Genomic DNA, 21891 nt, shown 5'->3' with positions numbered 1-21891 from the left:
CGACAGTCCGATAATTCTTCGGACGCTTGTTCCTGACGAATTCTCTCTACGCCTGAATTTCGATCAGAGGCGGTCAGAAAAGGGCGAGAACATACGTCGAGGGCCGGGGAGCGCATTGCTCCCCGGCCCTCGACGTCAATCGAAAAATCACCCTGTCGGGAGAATTCCCGACCGTCCTCCGGCGTCCGACCCCCGACTCCCGGCCCCCGACTCCCGGCTTCTCAACCCTCGGCTTCCGGGTCCCCGGCTGCTCAGCCCTCGGCCACCAGGTCCAGGCGCTCCCCCACGGGCGGCCAGGCTGCCCAGCCGCCGACCGGCTGCTGGGACACCGCCCGCCACCACGGGTCGACCGGTGGTGTGCTCCCCGGCTCGAACGGCGCCCCCGGCCGCGGCGCGGCCATGGTGACCCCCGCGCCGTGCGTGGCCCACATCATGCGCTCGCCCGGCTCTGCCCAGGCGTGCATCGCGAGATTGAACGTGGCCCAGTGGATCGGCATCATCACGCCGCCGGGCTCGCCCTGGAGGTCGAGATGGGTCTGCAGCCCCTCGTCGGGCGTCATGTGGATGTCGGGCCAGAACTCCGAATAGGCGCCGACCTGGATCATGGTGATGTCGAACGGGCCGTGCGCGGCGCCGATGTCCTTGAAGCCCTCGAAGTACCCGGTGTCGCCGCTGTGGTAGATCCGGTGTTCGTCACCGGCGACGACCCAGGAGGCCCACAGCGTGTGCTGGGTGTTGCGCAGGCCCCGGCCGCAGAAGTGCCGGGCGGGGGTCGCGGTCAGGGTGAGGCCGCCGATCTTGGTGGTCTCGTGCCAGTCCAGCTCGCGGATACGGTCCGCGGAGACGCCCCAGTGCTCCAGATGGGCGCCGACGCCGAGCGGCACGGCGAAGACCGTGTCCGTACCGGCCAGCTCCTTGATCGACGGCATGTCCAGATGGTCGTAGTGGTCGTGCGAGATGACGACCACGTCGACCGGGCCGAGCGCGGCCAGCGGCACCGGCACGGGGTGCAGCCGCTTGGGACCGGCGAAGGCGAACGGCGAGCAGCGCTCGCCCCAGACCGGATCGAAGAGCACCCGGTGCCCGTCGATCTCGGCGAGCACACTGGAGTGACCCATCCATGTGATCCGCAGCCCGCTCGCCGGGGGCCGGGCAAGGTCGGCGAGGGTCGTGGAGTGGACGGGGATCAGGCCCGCCGGGGCCCGCCGCACCCGCTCGTCCTTGCGGAAGTAGCTCTTCGCCATCTCCATCGCGGCATTGCCGGAGGGCCGGATCCTGGCGCCCTCGGGATTCACGAAGACCCCGTTCGCGAAATGCGGGGATCTGCGGATCCGCTCCAGCCGGGCACCGCTCGGGTCCGCGCCGAACGCGGCCGGCCGCGCGGCGCGCAGCCCCGAGCTGAGAGAACGGGATCCGGAACCGGACACGGCACCTCCAGGTGAATTCGCTCAGGCATCCCATTATGGGCCGCCCCTGTGACAGCGCCGGGTCCGACCCGTCCCCATGCGATGCAATACTGACCAACTATTCAGTAGCCGCCTTTGTTCCCGCCGACCGCACCCGGATCCACGTCCCCCTCTCCCTCGCCTTCCCCGCCTTACTCCGCCCCCGCCCGCCTCGCCGCGCCGTACCGAGGAGCCCCATGACCACGCCCCCCTTCCTCTCCCTCGCCTGGACCGACCACGTCACCGGCCGGCGGGGCTTTCTCGTGGTGGACCGGCTGGTGCGCGGGGTCGCCAGCGGTGGGCTGCGGATGCGTCCCGGCTGCACGCTCGACGAGGTCGCCGGGCTCGCCCGTGGCATGACCATGAAAGAGGCGCTGCACTACGAGCCCGAGGGCCGGTACGTCCCGCTCGGGGGCGCCAAGGGCGGCATCGACTGCGACCCCCGGGACCCGGAGGCGTACGGCGTCCTCGTCCGCTACCTGCGCGCGATGCGCCCGTACATCGAGAGCCTCTGGACCACCGGCGAGGACCTCGGCCTCACCCAGGACCTGATCGACCGCGCGGCGGCCGAGGCGGGGCTCGTGTCGACGATCCAGGCGGTGTACCCCCTGCTCGACGACGAGGGGGCGGCCCGGCGGCGCCTCGCGGACGCCTTCGCGGTCCAGGTGGACGGGATCGGCCTGGACGAACTCGTCGGCGGCCGCGGGGTCGCCGAGTCCGTCCTCACGGCCCTGGACCGGACCGGCACGCCGTACGCCGGGACGCGGGTCGCGGTACAGGGCCTGGGCACCATGGGCGGGGCGACCGCCCGTTTCCTCGCCCGCGCCGGCCTCACGGTCGTCGCCGTCGCCGACATCAAGGGCACGATCACCAACCCGGCGGGGCTGGACGTCGAGACCCTGCTCGCCGCCCGCGACCCGCACGGCACGATCGACCGCGGTGCGCTCCGCCCGGACGACCAGGAGGCGTCCGCCGACGCCTGGCTGACCACCGGGGCCGACGTGCTGGTCCCCGCGGCCGTCTCGTACGCCATCGACACCACCAACCACCACCGTGTCACCGCCCGGCTGATCGTCGAGGCGGCCAACATGCCCGTGCTCCCCGCGGCCGAGGAGGCGCTCACCGCGCGCGGGGTCACCGTCCTGCCGGACGTCGTGGTCAACTCCGGGACGAACGCCTGGTGGTGGTGGACCCTGTTCGGCGACATCGGCCCCACCGCGGAGGAGGCGTTCGCCCACACCCGCCGCTCCATGCGCGCCCTCGTCGACCTGATGCTCACCCGGGCCGAGAGCGACGGCACGACGCCCCGGGCCGCCGCCCACGCGATCGCCGCGGACCGCCTGCCGACGATCACGGACCGCTTCGGCTGGCACCGCTGACCGGCCGCCGCCACGGCCCTAGGTCGTGTCCGCAAAGTCCCGCCTGCCCCGCGACGCCTGGCACGCTCCCCCGCTCCCGGCTGCGCCCGAGCGGGAGGGGCCCCACCACCGCACCGGGCGAAAACCCAAGTACATCCAGTACGAGGGCTTCCGCCCGGCACGCCGAGCGCACGCACCAGACGCCGCGGGACCCGCCCTCCGGACGGACGACGGGACTTTGCGGACACGACCTAGGTGGCCGGATCGCGGCGGCGACCGTCCCTGGGCCTCGGTAGGGTTGCCGCGTGGGCAGGGTGCGGTTGAGTGTGGCCGAGCGGCGTACGGAGCTGCTCCGGGCCGCCATCGAGCAGATCGAGGCGCGGGGCGTGGCGGCGGTACGGATCGCCGACGTGGCCGCCGTCCTCGGGGTGAGCAACGCCTTGGTGCTGTACCACTTCTCGACCAAGGAGCGGCTGGTGGCCGAGGCGTTCCGCCACGCCGCCGAGGCCGACCTCGCCCACCTCCGCAAACTCCTGGGCCGCCGCACCACGGCCCTGCGCCGGCTCCGCACGGCGGTCCGCTGGTACGCCCCGACCGGTCAGGCCAAGGGCTGGCGCCTGTGGATCGAGGGCTGGGCGGCGGCCCTGCGCGAACCGGCCCTGCGTGAGGTCACCCGCGACCTGGACCGGCAGTGGAAGGCCGCCCTCACCGAGGTCATCGAAGCCGGTGTGGCCGCCGGCGAGTTCCACTGCCCCGATCCCGCGGCCACGGCCCTCCGTCTCACCGCCCTCCTGGACGGCCTGGCCGTCCAGTTGACCGCCTACGACGGAGCCGTCTCCCGAAGCCGCGCCCAGGACTGGGCCGACGAGGCCCTGGCCCGCGAACTGGGCCTGACCCGGGAGACGTTGACGGCGTCGACGCGCTGAGCGAAGCCAGGGCCCGCCCAGTGAGGGACACGGGGAACCACGCGCGCGACCACGACGCACGGAAGGCCCCCGGCAAGGGGCGGCTCCACGGCGGAGACGCACCGCCCGCCGTGTGAGCTGCCCTCAGGCCACCGCCTCGATCCGCATCTTGATGTCGTCCGGCGACAGATGCCCCTTCGCCGACACATGGTCCCCGGACGACTCCCCGCGCAGCCGCCGCCCGATCCACGGCACCAGAAACTCCCGCGCCCACTGGATGTTGTCCCGCCGCATCTCCAGCGTGCCGCGCGGCGGCAGCGGCGGCCACGGCTGATCGGGATCGGCGGGAATGTCGACGCCGAGCACCTGTCCGGCCCGCAGCGCGACCCGGGTGTGCCCCTCCGGCGACAGATGCAGCCGGTCCAGGTCCCAGGCCCGCCGGTCCTGGACCGTCTTCAGCGACCACAGGTCCAGCACGGGGCAGCCGTACCGGTCGGCGATGGCCCGTACATGCAGGTTGTACGTGGCGATCTTGCCCCGCAGATGCTTCAGCACCGGTACGTCACGGGTGTCGAACCCGGTGGTCACCATGACCGTGCCGACGGCGGAGGTGAGCCGGACCACGGCCCGCTCGAACCGCTCGGCGACCTCGTCGGGATCGGTGCCGGGCCGGATGATGTCGTTGCCGCCCGCGCAGAAGGAGATGAGGTCCGGCGCGAGTTCCAGCGCCCGCGGTACCTGGTCCTCCACGATCTGGTCGAGGAGCTTCCCCCGCACGGCCAGGTTGCTGTAGTCGAAGTCGCCTTCGGGGAGCCGGTCCGCGAGGAGCACCGCGAACCGGTCGGCCCAGCCGACGAACCGTCCATCGGGCCCGGGGTCGCCGACGCCCTCGGTGAAGCTGTCCCCCAGCGCCACGTACGACCCGATCATCGTTCCGCTGTCATTCGAATCGTCTGCCACATCGGCCCATGATTCACCTTCCGATGTGACCTACGCGACCGTAATAAGGGCTTGACGGACGGTGAGATAGACCACGCGTCAAGTGTTGGTCAACCCGGAATACACCAGGTCGGTCAGTGCCGCCCGGCCGGCCTCCACACCCTGAAGTCCTCGATCCGGAAGTGGCTCCAGGTGGTCCGGAAGGCGAAGTGCCCACCCGTGTACGGCGCGGGGTCGACGTAGTCGAACACGAGCCGCCCGTTGTTCCACCACCGCACCGTCGACCCGTCGGAGACGATCCGGACATGATGCGGTTCGTTCGCGACGAGCAGCGGCTCGGTGTAGTCGTGGATCAGTGGCCGCACACCCGCCTCCCCCACGTACCGGCGCAGCCGCGTCGTCGTGTTGGTGTTGGCCCCGTACCCGACGTAATAGGTCTTCAGAAAGTCGTACTCGGCGAGTGCGCCGCCGCGCGGAGTGGCGAAGAGATCACCGGGTGAGCGCACGTCGACGGCGTTCCAGAAGTTGTTGAGATCGGAGACCCGGTCGTTGACCCCGCCCGCCGAGACCGGCGTGGCCGTGTACTCGACGACGTACGGCCCCTCCAGCCTCCGCCTGAACCAGACCGTGGCCCCGGCCGGTACATCCACCTCCAGCACGCCCCGCGCGGCCGTGACGGTGCCGCCTCTCTCCAGTTCCACGGCCCACTGCCGGAGCCCGTGCCGGAAGTCGTCGGCGGCGATCAGCCGGCCGCGCCGCCGGGGCGTGTGCGCGGACGCGGGGCCCGCCGGGGCGAGCGCCGCGAGGGCGGCGCCGGCGGCGAGGGTTCCGAAAGCTCTGCGGGTGGTCATGAGGCTCCTTCGCGCGGACAGAAAGCGCTTACAAGGATCACTGTCCCCGTGCCGGACGGTGCTGTCGAGACCGCGATCGGCCATGCCACAGGACCGCAACACGCCGCTAGGTGTATTGAGCATGAGCGTTGTTGACACTGGCGGGTCTTGAACATGGCGAAGACCTCCGATGTGGTGGAGCTGTCTAGGAACACACCGCTCGGAGGTCTTCGTGTCCCACCGTAATGCCCGGCTGACCGTTCACGGCAGGCGGCTGCTCGTCGAACGTGTCCGCTCGGGTCGTCCCGTGGCGCACGTGGCCGCAGAGATGGGCATCTCACGCGCCACGGCCCACAAGTGGATCCGCCGCTGGCGCTGTGAAGGCGAGGCCGGGCTTCTTGACCGTTCGAGCAGGCCGCATCGGACGCCGCACCGCACCCCGGCGACGGCGGAGGACCGGGTGTGCCGGCTGCGGCGGGAGCGCAAGCCCGGCCCGGCCCGCATCGGCCCGGTCCTGGGCCTGCCCACCTCCACCGTGCACCGGATCCTGACCCGCCACGGCCTCAACCGCCTGGCCTGGCTGGACCGCCCCACCGGCGCCGTGATCCGCCGCTACGAACGCGACCGCCCCGGCGAACTGATCCACGTCGACGTCAAGAAGCTCGGCCGGATCCCCGACGGCGGCGGCCACAAGGTGCTGGGCCGCCGGGCGGGCCGGACCACGCGCAGCGGCATGGGCTTCGACTACGTCCACTCCGCCGTCGACGACCACACTCGCGTCGCCTACAGCGAGATCCACCCGGACGAGAAGGCCGACACCTGCGCCGCCTTCCTGCGCCGGGCCGCGGCCTTCTTCGCCGCATCGGGCATCGACCGCATCGAGCGGGTCCTGACCGACAACGCCTGGCCCTACCGCAAGAGCTTCGCCTGGCAGCAGGCGCTGGCCGACCTCGGCGCGACCGGCAAGCTCACCCGCGCCTACCGGCCGCAGACCAACGGCAAGGTCGAACGCTTCAACCGCACCCTGCTCGACGAATGGGCCTACCTGCGGCCCTACACCAGCAACACCGAACGCGCCGACGCCCTGGCAGACTTCCTGCACACCTACAACCACCACCGCTGCCACACCGCACTCGGCGGCCAGCCACCCATCAGCCGCGTCAACAACGCTGCGGCTCAATACAGCTAGGGCCTGTCTTCACATTCCCGTCGTCGCCCGGAGGGCGGCCCCGCGGCGTCGTGGGGGTACCTCCCGGTCGAGCGAAGCCGAGAGTGGGGGAGCGTGCATGGCGTCGCGGGGCAGGCGGGAATGTGAAGACAGGCCCTAGGGAGACGCCGAAGGCCGGCCCCCGGTCACGGGAGCCGGCCTTCGCCGCGTACGCGGTCGAGGTGCCGTCAGACGCTGACACCCTTGGAGCGGAGGTAGGCCAGCGGGTCGATGTCCGAGCCGTAGTTCGGGCTGGTCCGGATCTCGAAGTGGAGGTGCGGGCCGGTGACGTTGCCGGTCGCGCCGGAGAGGCCGATCTGCTGGCCGCCGCTCACGGACTGGCCCGCGGAGACGGAGATCGAGGAGAGGTGGGCGTACTGGGCGTAGTAGCCGTCGGCGAGCTTGACGACGACCTGGTTGCCGTACGCGCCGCCCCAGCCGGCGGAGACGACGGTGCCCGCGCCGACGGCCTTGAGGGTCGTCCCGGTCGGGGCCACGAAGTCGACACCCGTGTGGTAGCCGCTGGACCACATGCTGCCGGCGGTCTTGTACGCGGTGCCGACGGTGGCGCCCTGGATCGGCACGCTGAAGCCGGAGCCGCTGGACGACGAGGACTGGTTGCTCGACGTGGAGGTCGACGCCTGGGTGTCCTTCGACTCCTGCTTCGCCGAGCCGGAGGACTTCGACGACTGCGAGGACCCGGACGACTCGGCGGGCTTCGAGGACTGCGACAGCTGCGGCTTGGACGACTGCGACGTCCCGCCCGAGCCGGCCTGCCCGCCGATGCTGAGCTTGAGTCCCGGGTGGATGAGCGACGGGTCGGAGCCGATCGCGGCGCGGTTGTCCGAGTACAGCCGCTTCCAGCCGCCGTCCACGTCCTGCTCGTCCGCGATCTTGGCGAGGTAGTCGCCGACCTTGACCGAGTAGGTCTTGGTCGGCGCCTTCTTGGTGCTGGTCTTCTCCGCCTGCGCGGCCTTCTCGGCCTGCTCGATCCGTGCGCCCGCCTCGGCCGCGGCCTTCTCGGCGGCGACGGTGGCCGTCTTCTCGGCCACCCCGGAAACGGTGGCCGTCGGGGTCGCGGCGTGGGCGCCGGCGGCTCCGATCAGGGGCAGCGCGAGCGCCGCGCCACCGGTCCCCGCGGCGGCGATCGAGCGGGTGAAACGCTGGGACTTCGGACGGCGGTGCTTACCCTTCGCGGGCATGGCGAATTCCTCTCCGGCGCCTGCGAGGTGAGCTGTCGGGTGCGGACTGGAGATGTCCGGCCGTGCTTGCGCACGGCTTTACCCCTAGCCGTTCCGGAGACCGGAACAGGCGGTGATTCCTGTGGGTCCCCCGCTCCTGCCGTGGATCGGGTCGGTACGCGGCTCCGGTCGGCGGCAGGATTGGGCGTCCGTCCGGATTGACGCCGAACGTAAGCGACTTGTGCCCACAGAGACAACCATTGGGACTTCCTGTGCGTCTTCCTCCCTGATCCTTACATCAATTCACGATCACGCTCCGTAAATCACCGATCCTGGCCCTTTTCCAACCACCCTGGAAATCCGCCCGGATTACGTGGACATGGCGGCAACGGAACGTCACGAATATGACGCTGCTCACGCACCTACGACCCAGTAGGCTTTATTCCAGGGCTTGTTGGAATTACAGCTGCATTTCGGACAGTTCACTCAAGTGCGACGCAGGCGGATAACTGCCGCATCGAAGTCGCCCCGCAGTCCCGTCCGCAACCCGTGATGCAACAGCACCGCCCCTCGGTACACTTCGCCCGTTTCGCGGCATTCGTACGTGCCCTCCGGGTCGAGTCCACGCAGCCGGAGCGGGGCGAGCGGCTCGCCGTAGTGCTGGGCCTGGAGCCAGGCGAGGATGACGACCTCGTCCCCGTGGACGTACTCCACGGCGCTCAGCCCGCCCGCCGGGGGCCGCAGCCGGTAGAGGTCGCCGCGCTGCACGACCGGCCGGATCTCCTTGTACAGCCCGACCCAGCCGCGCGCCTCGGCCAGCTCCTCCTCGGACCACCGGGTGAGGTCGCCGCCGACCCCGAGCACCCCGGCCATGGCACTGACGAAGCGGAACCGCAGCGAGCTGACCCGGCCGTTGAGCTGGTTGTTCGGGCTGTCCGTGACCCAGGCGGCCATGGCCCGCGCCGGGTGGACCTGGCTGAAGCCGTGCTGGATGGCGAGCCGGTCCAGCGGGTCGGTGTTGTCGGAGGTCCACACCTGGTCGGTCCGCGCCATGACCCCGAGGTCGATCCGGCCGCCGCCGCCCGAGCACGACTCGAACGCCACCCCCGGGTGCGCGGCCCGCAGCCGGTCCAGCAGCGCGTAGAAGGCACGCACATGCTCGACCCACAGCTTCTGCGGATACGGCTCTCCGGGCCAGCCGGCATCGGTGAAGCAGCGATTGAAGTCCCATTTCACGTAGTCGATCGGCGCGCTGGACAGCAGCGCGTCGAGCCGCTCCCAGAGGTATTCCTGAACATCCTCGCGGGCGAGGTTGAGAACGAGCTGATTACGCAGCTCCGTCCGCTTTCGTCCCGGTTGGAACTGTGCCCATTCGGGGTGTGCCCGGTACAGCTCGCTGTCCGGGTTGACCATTTCCGGCTCGACCCAGATACCGAACTGCATCCCGAGGGCGTGCACATAGTCGGCGAGCGGCTTCAGCCCCTTCGGGAAGCGGTCCGGATTGGGCGCCCAGTCGCCGAGCCCGGCCCGGTCGCTGGTCCGCGCCCCGAACCAGCCGTCGTCCACCACGAACAGCACGACCCCGATGGCCGCCGCCGCCCGCGCCAGCGTCCCCTGCTGGTCCTCCGAGATGTCGAACTCGGTGGCCTCCCAGGAGTTGAAGAGCACCGGCCGGTCCTGCTCCGCGTCCGGGATGACGTACGCCCGCTGGTAGGCGTGCCAGGCGCGGCTGGCCCCGCCGAAGCCGCCGTCGCTCCACAGGCCGGCGAAGACGGGCGTGGTGAACGTCTCCCCCGTCTCCAGCCTCAGCAGCCCGGACTCGTCGTAACCGGCGCCGCCGGTGATCTGCACACGGGCGTCCGGGAGTTGGGCGACGGCGATCCGCCAGGACCCCGACCAGCCGAGGGCGCAGCCGTAGACCTCGCCGCGTTCCTCGGTGGCGTCGGTGTCCAGGGCGACCCAGGGCAGGTGCTGGTGCCCGGTGTGGCCGCGCCGGCTGCCGATGACCTTCTCGCCGTAGGTGAGGTCGCCGCGCACGAGCCGGGACTCGGCCGCCCACCGCCCGTGCAGCTGGGAGAGGCGCCAGGACTCCTCCGCGCGCGGCGGCAGCGTCCAGGTCGCCGAGTCGGCCCGCAGCAGCTCCACCGCCGGCCCGTCGTTGGCCAGGGTCACCCAGCGCTCGACCACGTCGTCGCGCATCCGGTAGTGCAGGGTGATCCCGAGTCCGTCGTCACCGAACCGCAGCCGCAGCTCGTCGCCGTCGGCCTCGTGCCCCCGGAAGGTCCACTCGGTGCCGCGCCGCTCGTCCGTGCGCACGGAGAGCGCGGGACGGGTGAAGCGGGGGCCGCCCTCGACGGGATACTCCTCGTGACCGTCGACCGGGGCCTCGAACGGCCAGTACGCCAGCTGCTGCCGGGCGGCCAGCTCCTCGGCGTCGGCGAGCGCGATCCGGGGACCCCAGTGCAGGTGCAGCAGCTCGTCGTCCTCCGTGAGCCGCAGGGCATAACTGCTCCTGGGCCCGGTGAGAAGCCACGTCCGGCCGTCTGCGCCGATTTCCAACATCAAGCCCCCACAGATTCGAACAGGTGCGATCGGGCTTCAACATCATCGCAGGTCGTCGCGGACGCGCGGCGGCGCCTGTGGACAACCGCCGCCGCGTCGGCCGAGCCGCCTGTGGACAACCGCTCCGGGCCTCTCGCATCCCCCTGTGGACAACTCATTGGCGTACGCACCCATGTCGTATCGTCGAGGGCGCGCCTCGGTGCCGAGTGCGTGCCCGTCGGCGCCCGGCGCCGGCGGCCGGATGGGAGGGAGCCCCCGTGACGCAGCAGATCCCGTCGACCGAGCCCGAGCTGACCGGAGTGCGTAATTTCCGGGACGTGGGCGGTCTGCCGACCGTGGACGGCCGCCGGGTGCGTCACGGAGTGCTGTTCCGCAGCGGCCACCTGGCACACGCGACCGACGAGGACGCGGCGTTCCTGGCCTCGCTGGGCCTGCACACGGTCTTCGACTTCCGCAACGCGGCCGACCAGAAGCTGGAGGGCCCGGACGTCGGGCTGCCCGGCGTCCTCAATGTGAACCTGCCGCTGAGCGACCCGGCGGACGGCGCCGAGTTCTGGAAGATGGTCCGCGACGGCGACCTGGACCAGCTGCGGGAGCTGCTGGACGACGGCAAGGGGGCGGGCCGGATGATCGCCTCCTACCGGCGGATCATCAAGGACCGCACGGCCGAGCACTCCCGGGTGCTGCACGCGCTGGCCGAGGACAGCGTGCCCGCGCTGATGCACTGCGCGGCGGGCAAGGACCGCGCGGGCCTCTCCGTCGCGGTGACCCTTCTGGCCCTGGGCGTGGAGCGCGAGGCGATCGTCGCCGACTATCTGGAGTCGAACGCCAAGCACCGCCGCTACAAGGTGCACCGCACCAGCAGCGCCGCGAGCGCCTACTCCCCCGAGGTCATGGAGCTGCTGAGCCCGCTCTTCGACGCCCGCGCCGAGTACCTGCAGGCGGCCTTCGACACCGTCGACGAGACCTGGGGCGACGTGGACACCTATCTGGAGCAGGGCCTGAAGGTCACCCCGCAGACCCGGGAGCGTCTGCGCGAGCGCCTCCTCGACTGACCCGGCGGCCGACCCGCCGCCGCTCCCCCGCTCGGCCACCGCTCCGCTACTGCTTGGCTCCCAGCTCGAACAGCAGATAGATGAAGGCCGCGAAGACATGGCCGACCGCGATGTAGATGATGAGCCGTACCCACAGGGCGCGGGGGAACTTCTCTTCCAGGTCGGTCATGGGGTCTCTCCGGGGGTGATCGGCCCGAGGCACAGCGCGGCGGCCGGGCTCTGCAGCAGGGTGTGGACGAACAGGAGATCGGCGCCGTCGTGATCGGCGGCGGCGATGCGGTGCGGGGTCAGCGAGTCGAAGTGCGCGCTGTCCCCGGGCGCCAGCAGATGCGCGGTGTCCCCGAGGCGCAGCCGCAGCCGCCCCTTGAGGACGTAGAGCCACTCCTCACCGGGGTGCACCCGCACGATGTCGCCCTGCGAGCCGTGCGGCACATGGACCCGCAGCGCCTGCATCCCGCGCCCGGACGCGCCCGCCTGCCAGTAGGTCCAGCCGCCGGCCCGGGTGGGTTCCATGTCGGGCGCGCGCAGTACGGCGTCCCGCTCGGCGACGGTCTCGCCGAGCAGCTCCGAGACGGTCGTGCCGTAGACACGGGCCAGCGCGAGCAGCATCGGCAGCGAGGGCTGGCGCTGCCCGGTCTCCAGCCGGGAGAGGTGGGCGGGCGAGAGCGCGGCGGCGCGGGCCGCGGCCTCCAGGGTGAGGGCGGCCCGGCGGCGCAGGGCCCGCAGCTGCGGGGCGACGGCGGGCAGGGCCTGGTCCGCCGGAGGCTCGGAAGGGTGCGTACCCTCGGAGGGGGTCATGACCCCATTCAGCCGGAGCTTTGCCTCTGCGGCAAATTTCTTGCCTCAGAGGCAAAGCCGGCGAAGCCGTCCCGTGCCCGCGCGGTCGTGGAGGCCGCTAACGGTGGGCGACCGCCTGCTTCACCAGCGTCTTCCCGAAGTCCCACATCAGTCCGCCCCCGCTGTGCGCGTCGTCCATCACCTCGGTGAAGGCCGCCACGAACCGGTCCACCTCCCGCTCCCCGACGACCAGCGGCGGGATCAGCTTGATCACCTCCAGATGGTCCCCGGAGACCTGGGTGAGGATGCGGTGGCGTTGCAGCAGCGGTACGACCACCATCTGTGCGAAGAGCCCTTTGCGGGCCGCCTGGAGCATCGTCCAACGGCCGCGCAGCTTCAGTGACTTGGGGCGGCCGAACTCGATGCCGATCATCAGCCCCCGGCCGCGTACGTCGCTGAGCAGCTCGTACTTGTCGATGAGCGCCGTGAGCCGGCTCTTCAGCAGTTCCCCCGTGGCCCGCGCCCCGGCCACGGTCCGTTCCCGCTCCATGACCGCGAGGACGGCGAGCCCGGCGGCCATGGCCTGGGCGTTGGAGCCGAAGCTCGCCGAGTGGACGAGGACGCGGTCCATGGACGAGTAGACCTTCTTGAAGATCCACTCCTTGCCGAGGGTCGCGCCGACCGGGACATAGCCGCCGGAGAGCGCCTTCGCCACACAGACGAGGTCCGGCTCCACGCCGTCCTCGTGCTGGTAGGCGTAGAAGTCCCCGGTCCGCCCGAGGCCGGTCTGCACCTCGTCGACGATCAGCAGCGCCTTGTGCCGGTGCAGCAGTTCCTGGGCGGCGCGCAGATAGCCGGGCGGCGCCTCGTGCACACCCTTGCCCTGGATGGGCTCGACGACCAGGGCGGCGACATCTCCCTTCTTCAACTCCTGTGCCAGGGCTTCGAGATCACCGAGCGGTACGGCCGTGTCGGGCAGCAGCGGGGCGAAGCCGTCCCGGAAGCCGTCCTCCCCGTTCACCGAGAGCGAGCCGGTGGTGAGCCCGTGGAAGGCGTGGTCGCAGTAGAGGACGCGCGGTCGGCCGGTGGCGTACCGGGCGAACTTCAGGGCGGTCTCGACGGCCTCGGTCCCGCTGTTGCCGAAGAACACCCGGTCCAGGTGCGGACTGTGGGCGAGCAGCTTCTCGGCGAGCAGTCCGGGCAGCGGCTGGCAGTCGAAGCGGGTGAGGTCGGCGAGCTGGGCGTCGAGCACGTCGTGCAGCGCCTTGCGGACCACGGGGTGGTGGCGGCCGAGCCCCATCACCCCGAACCCGGCGAGCATGTCCAGGTAGTCGTTGCCGTCCGCGTCCCAGAAGTACGCGCCCTCGGCCCGCTCGTAGACCTTGTCGAAGCCGATGGTGTGCAGCATGCGCGGGAGTTGGTGGTTGAGGTGCCGGGCATGGAGCTCATAGCGCTCGGCGCCGCGCTCGGCCAGGAGTCTGCCGAGGTCGAACTCCCCGGTCTCCCCGGCGCCGACGGCGGGTTCCACGGTGGTCATCTACGGTTTCTCCTCGGCGGGCTCGGCCTGGGACGGGTCCCCCTTCGATTCCTCCTTCGATTCCCCCTTCGGGTCGCCCTTGGCGAAGTCGTCCCGGGCGGCCAGTGAGGCGCTGATCCGCCCGGCGATCTCGACCGGCGTCAGCCCTATGTCGGCCAGCACCTCCCCGCGCTTGGCATGCGCGAGGAACTGCTCCGGGATGCCGAACCGCCGTACGGGCACGTCGACCTCGGCGTCCCCCAGCGCGAGGGCGACCGCCGAACCGACCCCGGCCGCGCGGCTGTTGTCCTCCACGACGGCCACCAGCCGGTGTTCGTCGGCGAGCCAGGGCAGCGCCGGGTCGACCGGTTTGACCCAGCGGGGGTCGACGACGGTGCAGCCGATGCCCCGGCTCTCCAGCAGCTCCGCGGCCTGGAGGCACACGGACGCCATCACACCGACGGCGACCAGCAGCACCGACGGGCCGTCCGGGGCCTTCGCGGTCGGGGAACGGTGCAGGACGTCCATGCCGCCCACCCGGTCCAGGGCCGGGATCTCCGGCCCCACGGACTCCTTCGGGAAGCGGATCAGTGTCGGGGCGTCGTCCACGGCGACCGCCTCCCGCAGCTGCGTCCGCAACTGCTCGGCGTCGCGCGGCGCGGCGATCCGCAGCCCCGGCACGACCTGGAGGACGGACAGGTCCCACATGCCGTTGTGCGAGGCGCCGTCGACGCCGGTCACTCCGGCCCGGTCCAGGACGAAGGTGACCCCGCACCGGTGCAGCGCCACATCCATCAGCAGCTGGTCGAAGGCCCGGTTGAGGAAGGTCGCGTAGACCGCCACCACCGGATGCAGCCCGCCCGTCGCGAGCCCGGCCGCCGAGACCGCCGCGTGCTGCTCGGCGATGCCGACGTCCCACACCCGGTCGGGGAACTTCTCCGCGAACCTGCCGAGCCCGACGGGGTGCAGCATGGCCGCCGTGATCGCCACGACGTCCTCGCGCTCGTCGCCGATCCGGACGATCTCGTCGCCGAAGACCGACGTCCAGGACGGTCCGCCGGCGGGGGTGAGCGGCTCGCAGGTCAGCGGGTCCATCACACCGACGGTGTGGAAGTGGTCCTCCTCGTTGGCGAGCGCCGGCTCGTACCCCCGCCCCTTCTGCGTCAGGCAGTGCACGAGGACGGGCCCGTGGAAGCGCTTGGCGCGGCGCAGCGCGGACTCGACGGCCTTGATGTCGTGTCCGTCGATCGGACCCACGTACTTGAGCCCCAGGTCCTCGAACATCCCCTGGGGTGCGAAGGCGTCCTTGAAGCCCTTCTTCGCCCCGTGCAGCGCCTCGTAGACCTCCTTGCCGACGATCGGGGTGCGCAGCAGGACGTCCTTGCCCCAGGCGAGGAACTGCTCGTAGCCGTCGGTGGTCCGCAGGGTCGCGAGGTGGTTGGCGAGGCCGCCGATGGTGGGCGAGTAGGAGCGTTCGTTGTCGTTGACGACGATGATCAGCGGCCGGTCCTTGGCCGCCGCGATGTTGTTGAGGGCCTCCCAGGCCATACCGCCGGTCAGGGCGCCGTCGCCGATGACCGCGACGACATGGCCCTTCTCCCCCTGCACCTGCCGGGCCTTGGCGAGGCCGTCCGCCCAGCCGAGGGCCGTGGAGGCGTGGCTGTTCTCGACGATGTCGTGCTCGGACTCCTCGCGCGAGGGATAGCCGGACAGGCCGCCCTTGCCGCGCAGTTTGGAGAAGTCCTGCCGTCCGGTCAGCAGCTTGTGCACATAGCTCTGGTGCCCGGTGTCCCAGACGATGCGGTCGACGGGTGACTCGAAGACCCGGTGGAGGGCGACGGTCAGTTCCACCACCCCCAGGTTGGGTCCCAGGTGACCACCGGTCCTGGCGACCGCGTGCACCAGGAACTCCCGGATTTCTTCGGCCAGTTCACCGAGTTCCGCCTCGGTCAGCGCCTTCAGGTCGCGCGGTTGCCGGATGCTCTCCAGAATCGTCACGTCGGGCCCCCTCTCGATCCGTGCTTCTCAGCCCGTGTTGTCAGCTCACGGTGACCGCCGGTTCCCCCGACGCGACGCCGTCCCGTTCCATCCGCTCGGCGATCTTCATCGCCTCCTCGATGAGGGTCTCCACGATCTTCGACTCGGGCACGGTCTTGATGACCTCGCCCTTCACGAAGATCTGCCCCTTCCCGTTGCCGGAGGCGACCCCCAGGTCCGCCTCCCGCGCCTCCCCGGGCCCGTTGACGACGCAGCCCATGACGGCCACCCGCAACGGCACCTCCATGCCCTCCAGACCGGCGCTGACCTCGTCCGCGAGCCGGTACACATCGACCTGCGCCCGCCCGCACGAGGGGCAGGAGACGATCTCCAGCCGCCGCTGCCGCAGGTTCAGCGACTCCAGGATCTGGATGCCGACCTTGATCTCCTCGACCGGCGGGGCGCTCAGCGAGACCCGGATCGTGTCGCCGATCCCCTCGCTGAGCAGCGCCCCGAAGGCCACGGCGGACTTGATGGTCCCCTGGAAGGCGGGACCGGCCTCGGTCACACCCAGGTGCAGCGGGTAGTCGCACCGGGCGGCGAGCTGCCGGTAGGCCTCGATCATCACGACCGGGTCGTTGTGCTTGACCGAGATCTTGATGTCCCGGAAGTCGTGCTCCTCGAACAGCGAGGACTCCCACAGCGCGGACTCCACCAGCGCCTCGGGCGTGGCCTTGCCGTACTTCTGCAGCAGCCGCCGGTCGAGCGAGCCCGCGTTGACCCCGATCCGGATCGGGGTCCCGTGGTCCTTCGCCGCCCGCGCGATCTCCTTGACCTTGTCGTCGAACTGCTTGATGTTGCCGGGGTTCACCCGTACCCCGGCGCACCCCGCCTCGATCGCCGCGAACACGTACTTCGGCTGGAAGTGGATGTCCGCGATCACCGGGATCTGCGACTTGCGGGCGATGGTGGCGAGGGCGTCCGCGTCGTCCTGCGTGGGGCAGGCGACGCGGACGATCTGGCAGCCGGAGGCGGTGAGTTCGGCGATCTGCTGCAGGGTGGCGCCGACGTCCGACGTCCGGGTCGTCGTCATCGACTGCACCGACACCGGGGCCCCGCCCCCCACGGCCACCGCGCCGACGTGGATACGCCGTGAGTGACGGCGCTCCGCGATCGGTCGGGCGGGCAGCTCGGGGACGCCCAGCGATACGGCGGTCATCACATCACCCCTGGTTCCCGTGGTTCGCCTGGTTCCCGGACACGGTCTCGCGCAGGGCGCGCAGGGACTCCTTCAGCGATCCCATGGTGGCGAGGACGGCGGTCGGTTCGTAGCCGCAGTGCGCCATGCAGTTGGCGCAGCGCGGGTCCTTGCCCCGGCCGTACGCGTTCCAGTCGGTGTCCTCGATCAGCTCCCGGTACGTGGTGACGTACCCGTCGCTCATCAGATAGCAGGGCCGCTGCCAGCCGAAGAGCGAGTAGTTGGGAATGGCCCACGCCGTGCACGGGAAGTCGACCCGGCCCTCCAGGAAGTCGAGGAACAGGGGCGAGTGGTTGAGCCGCCAGCGCCGCCGGTTGCCCCCGGCGAAGGCCTTCTTGAACAGTTCGCGGGTCTGCTCGACTCCGAGGAAGTGCTCCTGGTCGGGCGCCTTCTCGTAGGCGTAGGCGGGCGAGATCATCATCTCGTCGACCTGGAGGTCGTCATTCAGGAAGTTGAGGACCTCGATGATGGTCTGCGGGGTGTCGGTGTTGAAGAAGGTCGAGTTGGTGGTGACCCGGAAGCCGCGCTTCTTGGCCTCCTTGATGGCGGCCACGGCCTCGTCGAACACCCCCTCCTTCGCCACGGACTCGTCGTGCCGCTCACGCAGCCCGTCGATGTGCACGGCGAACGCGAAGTACGGCGAGGGCTTGAACTTCTCCATCTTCTTGCGCATCAGCAGGGCGTTGGTGCAGAGGAAGACGTACTTCCGTTTCGCCACCAGCTGTCGGACGATCTCGTCGATCTGCGGGTGCATCAGGGGCTCGCCGCCGGCGATGGACACCATCGGCGCGCCGGACTCCAGGACGGCGCCCACGGCCTGCGCCACCGGCATGCGCTGTTTGAGCACGCCCGCCGGGTGCTGGATCTTGCCGCAGCCCTCGCACTTCAGATTGCAGGCGTAGAGCGGTTCCAACTCGACGATCAGCGGGAACTTGTCCCGCTTGCGGAGCTTCTGTTCGGCGAGATAGGTCGCCACCTTGATGGACTGGCGGAGCGGCATGGCCATCTGGCTCACCTCCAGGGGAGCAGCAAGGAACGGTGCCATTCGTAGTAAGCGGGAAGGACGGCACGAAGGACGCGGAAGGCTGATATTCCACCGCGTACCGTGCCGATCCGGACCAGTTCATGTTCTGGAGCGTCCACGACCACCCGGACGGCCGCAACCGGGCGTGCGCCCGATCGCACGGCGCAGTGGAGCGTGACGGCGGACTCCATGTCGACCGCGATCGCGCCGGTCGCGAACAGGCCGGCCCGTTCCTGCCCCCGGACGACGTGGTCGGATCCGGTGAGCGGGCCGGTGTGGACCGTACGGCCGGGTACGGCGCGCTCCAGCTCTTCGACCAGACGTCTGGTGGACACACAGGACGTCACAGCGCCTCCCGGCCCCCATGTCTCCTCGGCCACCACCACGTCACCGGGGTGCATCCCGGGCGCGAGTCCGGCGCAGAACCCGGTGGCCAGGACCGCCGCGTCCCGCAGCTCCGGGTCGGTGAGCAGCCGGGTGACGGACCGCTCGGCGGCCCGCGGCCCCATCCCGGTGCGCACCACGGTGACCGGGCCCCCGGTGCCGCCCCGGTCGCCGCTGCGCAGGGCTAGCTGCTCGATGCCGAGCGCGCAGGCGATCAGCAGCGGGGCCGGGGCGGCGGGCGTGTCCATCAGTGTCCCCGTGCCGTCAGGACGGGCGGCTCGCCGTGGACGTACCGGCCCAGCGCGGTGAGCGGGAAGACCTGCCGGTAGAGGTGGTAGTTGATCGAGAAGTCCCAGGGGAAGCCGGTGCCGGTGAAGTAGGGCTCGTCCCAGGAGCCGTCCGCGCGCTGGGTCCGGGCCAGCCATTCGATGCCGCGTTCGGTGGCCTTGGTGTCCCGTTCGCCCGCCGCCAGCAGGGCGAGCAGCGCCCACGCGGTCTGGGAGGCGGTGGAGGCGCCCTTGCCGCCCCATTCGGCGGGGTCGGGGTAGGAGCGCAGGTCCTCGCCCCAGCCGCCGTCGTCGTTCTGCACGGTCTCCAGCCAGGCCACGGCCCGGCGGATCGCGGGATGGGCGGCGGGCAGCCCGGCGGTCACCAGCGCGGGGACCACCGACCCGGTGCCGTAGACGTAGTTGACGCCCCAGCGCCCGAACCAGGCGCCGTTCGGCTCCTGTTCGGCGAGCAGGTACTCGATGCCGCGCCGGGTGCGGGGATCGTGGGACAGCCCCTCGACCGCGAGCATCTCCACCACGTGCGCGGTGACGTCCGCGGACGGCGGGTCGATGACCTCGCCGAAGTCGCAGAACGGCAGCCGGTTGGGGAACGGACTGGTGTTGTCGACGTCGAAGGCGCCCCACGCCCCGTTCCTGGACTGCATGCCGACGGTCCAGCGCACCCCGCGCCGTACGGCTCGCTCCACCCGCTCGGGGTCGGGGTGTTCGACCCGGCGCAGTGCGAGGACGACCTCGGCGGTGTCGTCGATGTCGGGGTAGTTGTCGTTGTGGAACTCGAACGCCCAGCCGCCCGGCTGGAGTCGGGGCCGCTTCACCGACCAGTCTCCGGGGCGGACGATCTCCTCGCCGAGCATCCAGTCGGCGGCCTTGACGAGTTGGGGATGACCGGCGGGCACGCCCGCGTCGGCGAGCGCGATGACGGCGAGGCAGGTGTCCCAGACCGGGGACTGGCAGGCCTCGATCATCCGGGCGCCGTCCTCGCGCCACACGGCGAACCGGTCGAGGGACTCCAACCCGGCCCGCATCACCGGGTGCTGGAGGTCGTAGCCGAGGAGATGCAGCGCGATGATCGAGTACACGGCGGGGGGCTGGATGCCGCCCCAGCAGCCGTCGTTCTCCTGTCGCTCGACGATCCAGCGGGCCGCGCTGTTCATCGCCGCCCTGCGCAGCCGCTTCAGCGCCACCTTGTGGTAGCCGTGCAGCAGCTTGTCGAGCCGCTGGAAGGCGCCTTCCCAACTGCCCAGCGGATCAAGGGGTCTGGGCGGATTGGGCCGCCCGGGGTCGGTGTGCAGCTCGTCCAGCGGGAACGGGGCGGGCCGCACCGGGCGCTTCGCGGAGACGACGGTCAGCGGCACGATCGTCTGCCGGGCCCAGCAGCCGAAGTCGTAGATGTTGAGCGGCATCCACTTCGGGAACCAGACGATCTCCGGTGGCATCTCCGGCAGGTCGTCCCACTTCCACCAGCCGAACAGCGCCAGCCAGATCCGGGTGAAGACCCGGGCCGCGGCGATCCCGCCACGCTCCCGGATCCACGCGGACGCCCGCGCCATGTGGGGCTCTTGGGGATCGTCCCCGGCCAGCCGCAGCGCGACATACGCCTCGACGGTGGCGGAGAGGTCGGACGGGCCGCCGTAGAAGGTGGCCCAGGTCCCGTCCGGGCGCTGCTCGCCCCTGATGAACAGCGCGGCGGCCCGGGTGGTCCTCTCGTCGCGGATGCCCAGGAACTGACGGAGCAGCAGATCCTCGGCGTCCATGGTGACGTTGGTCTCCAGGTCGCCCTTCCACCAGCCCTGGGCGTCCTGCCGGGAGAGGAGGAAGTCGGTGCCACGCCGTACGGCGTCCGCGGCGGCGCCCCGGACGTCCGCCGGCGGGGTGTCGTGGTCGGTGTCGCTGGCCGAGGGGGCGCGGGGCGGCAGGGCCCCGGTGCTTCCGTCGGTCGTCGCTGTCATGGCTTCCCCTTCGTGCAGTGGACGGATCTCTCTGCGGTGGGTCAGCCGTCGGCCGGTGCGTGTCCGGTGACGAGCACCGGCCGGCGACTACGCGAGGGCTATTCGACCGATGACGGTCGGCTCCTGGGTGATGGCGGTCATCTCTTCCGTACGACGACGAAGTCGGCGAGCGCCGCGAACTCCTCGCGCACCCGCTCGGGCATCCGGATGGAGTCCAGTGCCTCGATGGCGATCGTGTGCTGGCGGCGGGCCTCCTCGGTGGTCCACTCCCGGCCGCCGGCCCGCTCGATGAGGGCGGCACGCGCGGCGAACTCCTCCTCGGAGAAGTTCTCGAAGTCGTTGCTCTTGGCGTCGGCGGCCAGCAGCTCACCGAGTTCCTCGGAGGCGGCGCCGCCCGCCGCGAGCGCGGCCACGACCGGCAGGGACTTCTTGCGCTGCCGCAGATCGCTCCAGGTCTGCTTGCCGGTGGCGACCGGGTCGCCCCAGATGCCGAGCAGGTCGTCGACGGCCTGGAAGGCGAGGCCCAGGTGGTAGCCGTACTTCTCCAGCGTGTCGGCGGTGTGGTCGTCCGCGCCGCCGAGGACGGCGCCGATGGAGCAGGCGCAGGCGAGCAGGGCGCCGGTCTTGTTGCCCTCCATCTCCAGGCACTCCTCGACGGTGACCCGCTCGCGGTGCTCGTAGGAGATGTCCTGGGCCTGGCCGTCGATGAGCGCGCGGGTGGCCGTGGTGACGCGGCGGGTGGCGCGGGCCGCCTCGGCGGTGCCCAGTTCGAGGAGGATCTCGTTGGCGAGGACCATCAGGGCGTCGCCGACGAGGATGGCCTGGGCGGGGCCGTGGACCTTCCAGACGGTGTCGCGGTGGCGGCGCTGTTCGTCGCCGTCCATGAGGTCGTCGTGCAGCAGCGAGAAGTTGTGCACCAGTTCCACGGCGACCGCGCCGGGGATGCCGGTCTCGGGTGCGGCGCCGGTGACCTCGGCGGACATGACGGCGAGCGCGGGTCGGACGGCCTTGCCGCCGTCGCCGTCCGCGGGCTTGCCATGGGCGTCGATCCAGCCGAAGTGGTAGGCGGCGACGGTGTCCATGGGGGGCGCCAGCCGTTCGACGGCCGCCCGCAGCACGGGCGTGGCCAGGGTCCGCCCGCGCTCCAGGAGCGCGGTGACGTCCACCGCGGTCCTCGCGGCGGCCGTCACGGCCGGGGGCACAGTGGGCACAGTCTCTCCAGATGTCGATGTGT

18 protein-coding genes and 1 riboswitch are annotated in these 21891 nt (G+C 71.0%); of the genes, 4 read left to right on the top strand and 14 right to left on the bottom strand.

Features of this window, described 5'->3' with window-relative positions:
* Positions 1-251: 251 nt before the first annotated feature.
* Positions 252-1427: an MBL fold metallo-hydrolase gene (locus tag J8M51_RS26820; protein WP_179203040.1), complete on the bottom strand. Its 1176-nt coding sequence runs from the start codon at positions 1425-1427 to the stop codon at positions 252-254.
* A gap of 215 nt (positions 1428-1642) precedes the next feature.
* On the opposite strand from J8M51_RS26820, the gene J8M51_RS26815 reads away from it, so the two are divergent.
* The gene (locus J8M51_RS26815) at positions 1643-2824 is read left to right on the top strand and encodes a Glu/Leu/Phe/Val dehydrogenase dimerization domain-containing protein (RefSeq protein WP_267299532.1); all 1182 of its coding nucleotides are present in this window, start codon (positions 1643-1645) and stop codon (positions 2822-2824) included.
* A 284-nt stretch (positions 2825-3108) separates the two neighbouring features.
* Complete coding sequence (locus J8M51_RS26810) at positions 3109-3729, top strand: TetR/AcrR family transcriptional regulator (protein WP_179203042.1); 621 nt, start codon at positions 3109-3111, stop codon at positions 3727-3729.
* 123 nt (positions 3730-3852) lie between these two features.
* Here the strand turns inward: J8M51_RS26810 and J8M51_RS26805 are convergent, their stop codons facing one another.
* Together J8M51_RS26805 and J8M51_RS26800 are read right to left on the bottom strand one after the other, a co-directional pair.
* Positions 3853-4638 (bottom strand): SGNH/GDSL hydrolase family protein, encoded by a 786-nt coding sequence (locus J8M51_RS26805; RefSeq protein WP_086755146.1) that lies wholly within the window; start codon positions 4636-4638, stop codon positions 3853-3855.
* Between the two features lie 143 nt (positions 4639-4781).
* Positions 4782-5498: a DUF6250 domain-containing protein gene (locus tag J8M51_RS26800; RefSeq protein WP_086755147.1), complete on the bottom strand. Its 717-nt coding sequence runs from the start codon at positions 5496-5498 to the stop codon at positions 4782-4784.
* Between the two features lie 211 nt (positions 5499-5709).
* Between J8M51_RS26800 and J8M51_RS26795 the strand changes: the two genes are divergently transcribed.
* A complete protein-coding gene (locus tag J8M51_RS26795; protein WP_107473673.1) occupies positions 5710-6666 on the top strand; it encodes an IS481 family transposase in 957 nt (318 codons plus the stop codon).
* Positions 6667-6872: 206 nt separating this feature from the next.
* On the opposite strand, the gene J8M51_RS26790 is transcribed toward J8M51_RS26795, so the two are convergent.
* Entirely contained in the window at positions 6873-7886 is a 1014-nt protein-coding gene (locus tag J8M51_RS26790) for a M23 family metallopeptidase (RefSeq protein ID WP_086753474.1), read from the bottom strand.
* 4 nt (positions 7887-7890) lie between these two features.
* Positions 7891-8049: riboswitch (cyclic di-AMP (ydaO/yuaA leader) on the bottom strand.
* A gap of 302 nt (positions 8050-8351) precedes the next feature.
* Positions 8352-10427 carry an alpha-galactosidase gene (locus J8M51_RS26785; protein WP_086753476.1) on the bottom strand — a complete coding sequence of 692 codons (2076 nt, stop codon included), beginning with the start codon at positions 10425-10427 and terminating at the stop codon, positions 8352-8354.
* A gap of 257 nt (positions 10428-10684) precedes the next feature.
* On the opposite strand from J8M51_RS26785, the gene J8M51_RS26780 reads away from it, so the two are divergent.
* Positions 10685-11482 carry a tyrosine-protein phosphatase gene (locus tag J8M51_RS26780; RefSeq protein WP_086753478.1) on the top strand — a complete coding sequence of 266 codons (798 nt, stop codon included), beginning with the start codon at positions 10685-10687 and terminating at the stop codon, positions 11480-11482.
* A 46-nt stretch (positions 11483-11528) separates the two neighbouring features.
* On the opposite strand, the gene J8M51_RS26775 is transcribed toward J8M51_RS26780, so the two are convergent.
* From J8M51_RS26775 to J8M51_RS26735, 9 genes are all read right to left on the bottom strand, one after another.
* A complete protein-coding gene (locus tag J8M51_RS26775; protein WP_086753480.1) occupies positions 11529-11651 on the bottom strand; it encodes a DUF6126 family protein in 123 nt (40 codons plus the stop codon).
* The gene (locus tag J8M51_RS26770; RefSeq protein ID WP_086753482.1) at positions 11648-12280 is read right to left on the bottom strand and encodes a helix-turn-helix domain-containing protein; all 633 of its coding nucleotides are present in this window, start codon (positions 12278-12280) and stop codon (positions 11648-11650) included. Before J8M51_RS26770 ends, J8M51_RS26775 begins: the two co-directional genes overlap by 4 nt.
* A gap of 97 nt (positions 12281-12377) precedes the next feature.
* Complete coding sequence (locus tag J8M51_RS26765) at positions 12378-13796, bottom strand: aspartate aminotransferase family protein (RefSeq protein ID WP_086753484.1); 1419 nt, start codon at positions 13794-13796, stop codon at positions 12378-12380.
* On the bottom strand, positions 13797-15773 hold the full coding sequence (gene dxs / locus J8M51_RS26760; protein ID WP_086753486.1) for a 1-deoxy-D-xylulose-5-phosphate synthase: 1977 nt from the start codon (positions 15771-15773) through the stop codon (positions 13797-13799).
* A 40-nt stretch (positions 15774-15813) separates the two neighbouring features.
* The gene (gene ispG / locus J8M51_RS26755) at positions 15814-16971 is read right to left on the bottom strand and encodes a flavodoxin-dependent (E)-4-hydroxy-3-methylbut-2-enyl-diphosphate synthase (RefSeq protein ID WP_086753534.1); all 1158 of its coding nucleotides are present in this window, start codon (positions 16969-16971) and stop codon (positions 15814-15816) included.
* A 4-nt stretch (positions 16972-16975) separates the two neighbouring features.
* Positions 16976-18016 (bottom strand): adenosyl-hopene transferase HpnH, encoded by a 1041-nt coding sequence (gene hpnH / locus J8M51_RS26750; RefSeq protein WP_086753488.1) that lies wholly within the window; start codon positions 18014-18016, stop codon positions 16976-16978.
* A gap of 5 nt (positions 18017-18021) precedes the next feature.
* Positions 18022-18666, bottom strand: coding sequence for a phosphorylase family protein (locus J8M51_RS26745; protein WP_086753490.1), 645 nt, complete (start codon positions 18664-18666; stop codon positions 18022-18024).
* Entirely contained in the window at positions 18666-20657 is a 1992-nt protein-coding gene (shc, locus tag J8M51_RS26740; RefSeq protein WP_086753492.1) for a squalene--hopene cyclase, read from the bottom strand. The genes J8M51_RS26745 and shc overlap by 1 nt, the downstream gene beginning before the upstream one ends.
* Positions 20658-20794: 137 nt before the next feature.
* Positions 20795-21847 (bottom strand): polyprenyl synthetase family protein, encoded by a 1053-nt coding sequence (locus J8M51_RS26735; RefSeq protein WP_256964091.1) that lies wholly within the window; start codon positions 21845-21847, stop codon positions 20795-20797.
* Positions 21848-21891: the final 44 nt, after the last annotated feature.

Origin of the sequence: Streptomyces griseiscabiei (genome assembly GCF_020010925.1) — a bacterium.
GTDB lineage: Bacteria > Actinomycetota > Actinomycetes > Streptomycetales > Streptomycetaceae > Streptomyces > Streptomyces griseiscabiei.
The sequence above is the reverse complement of the archived record's forward strand: the minus strand, read 5'-3'. Positions and strand labels throughout refer to the sequence as shown.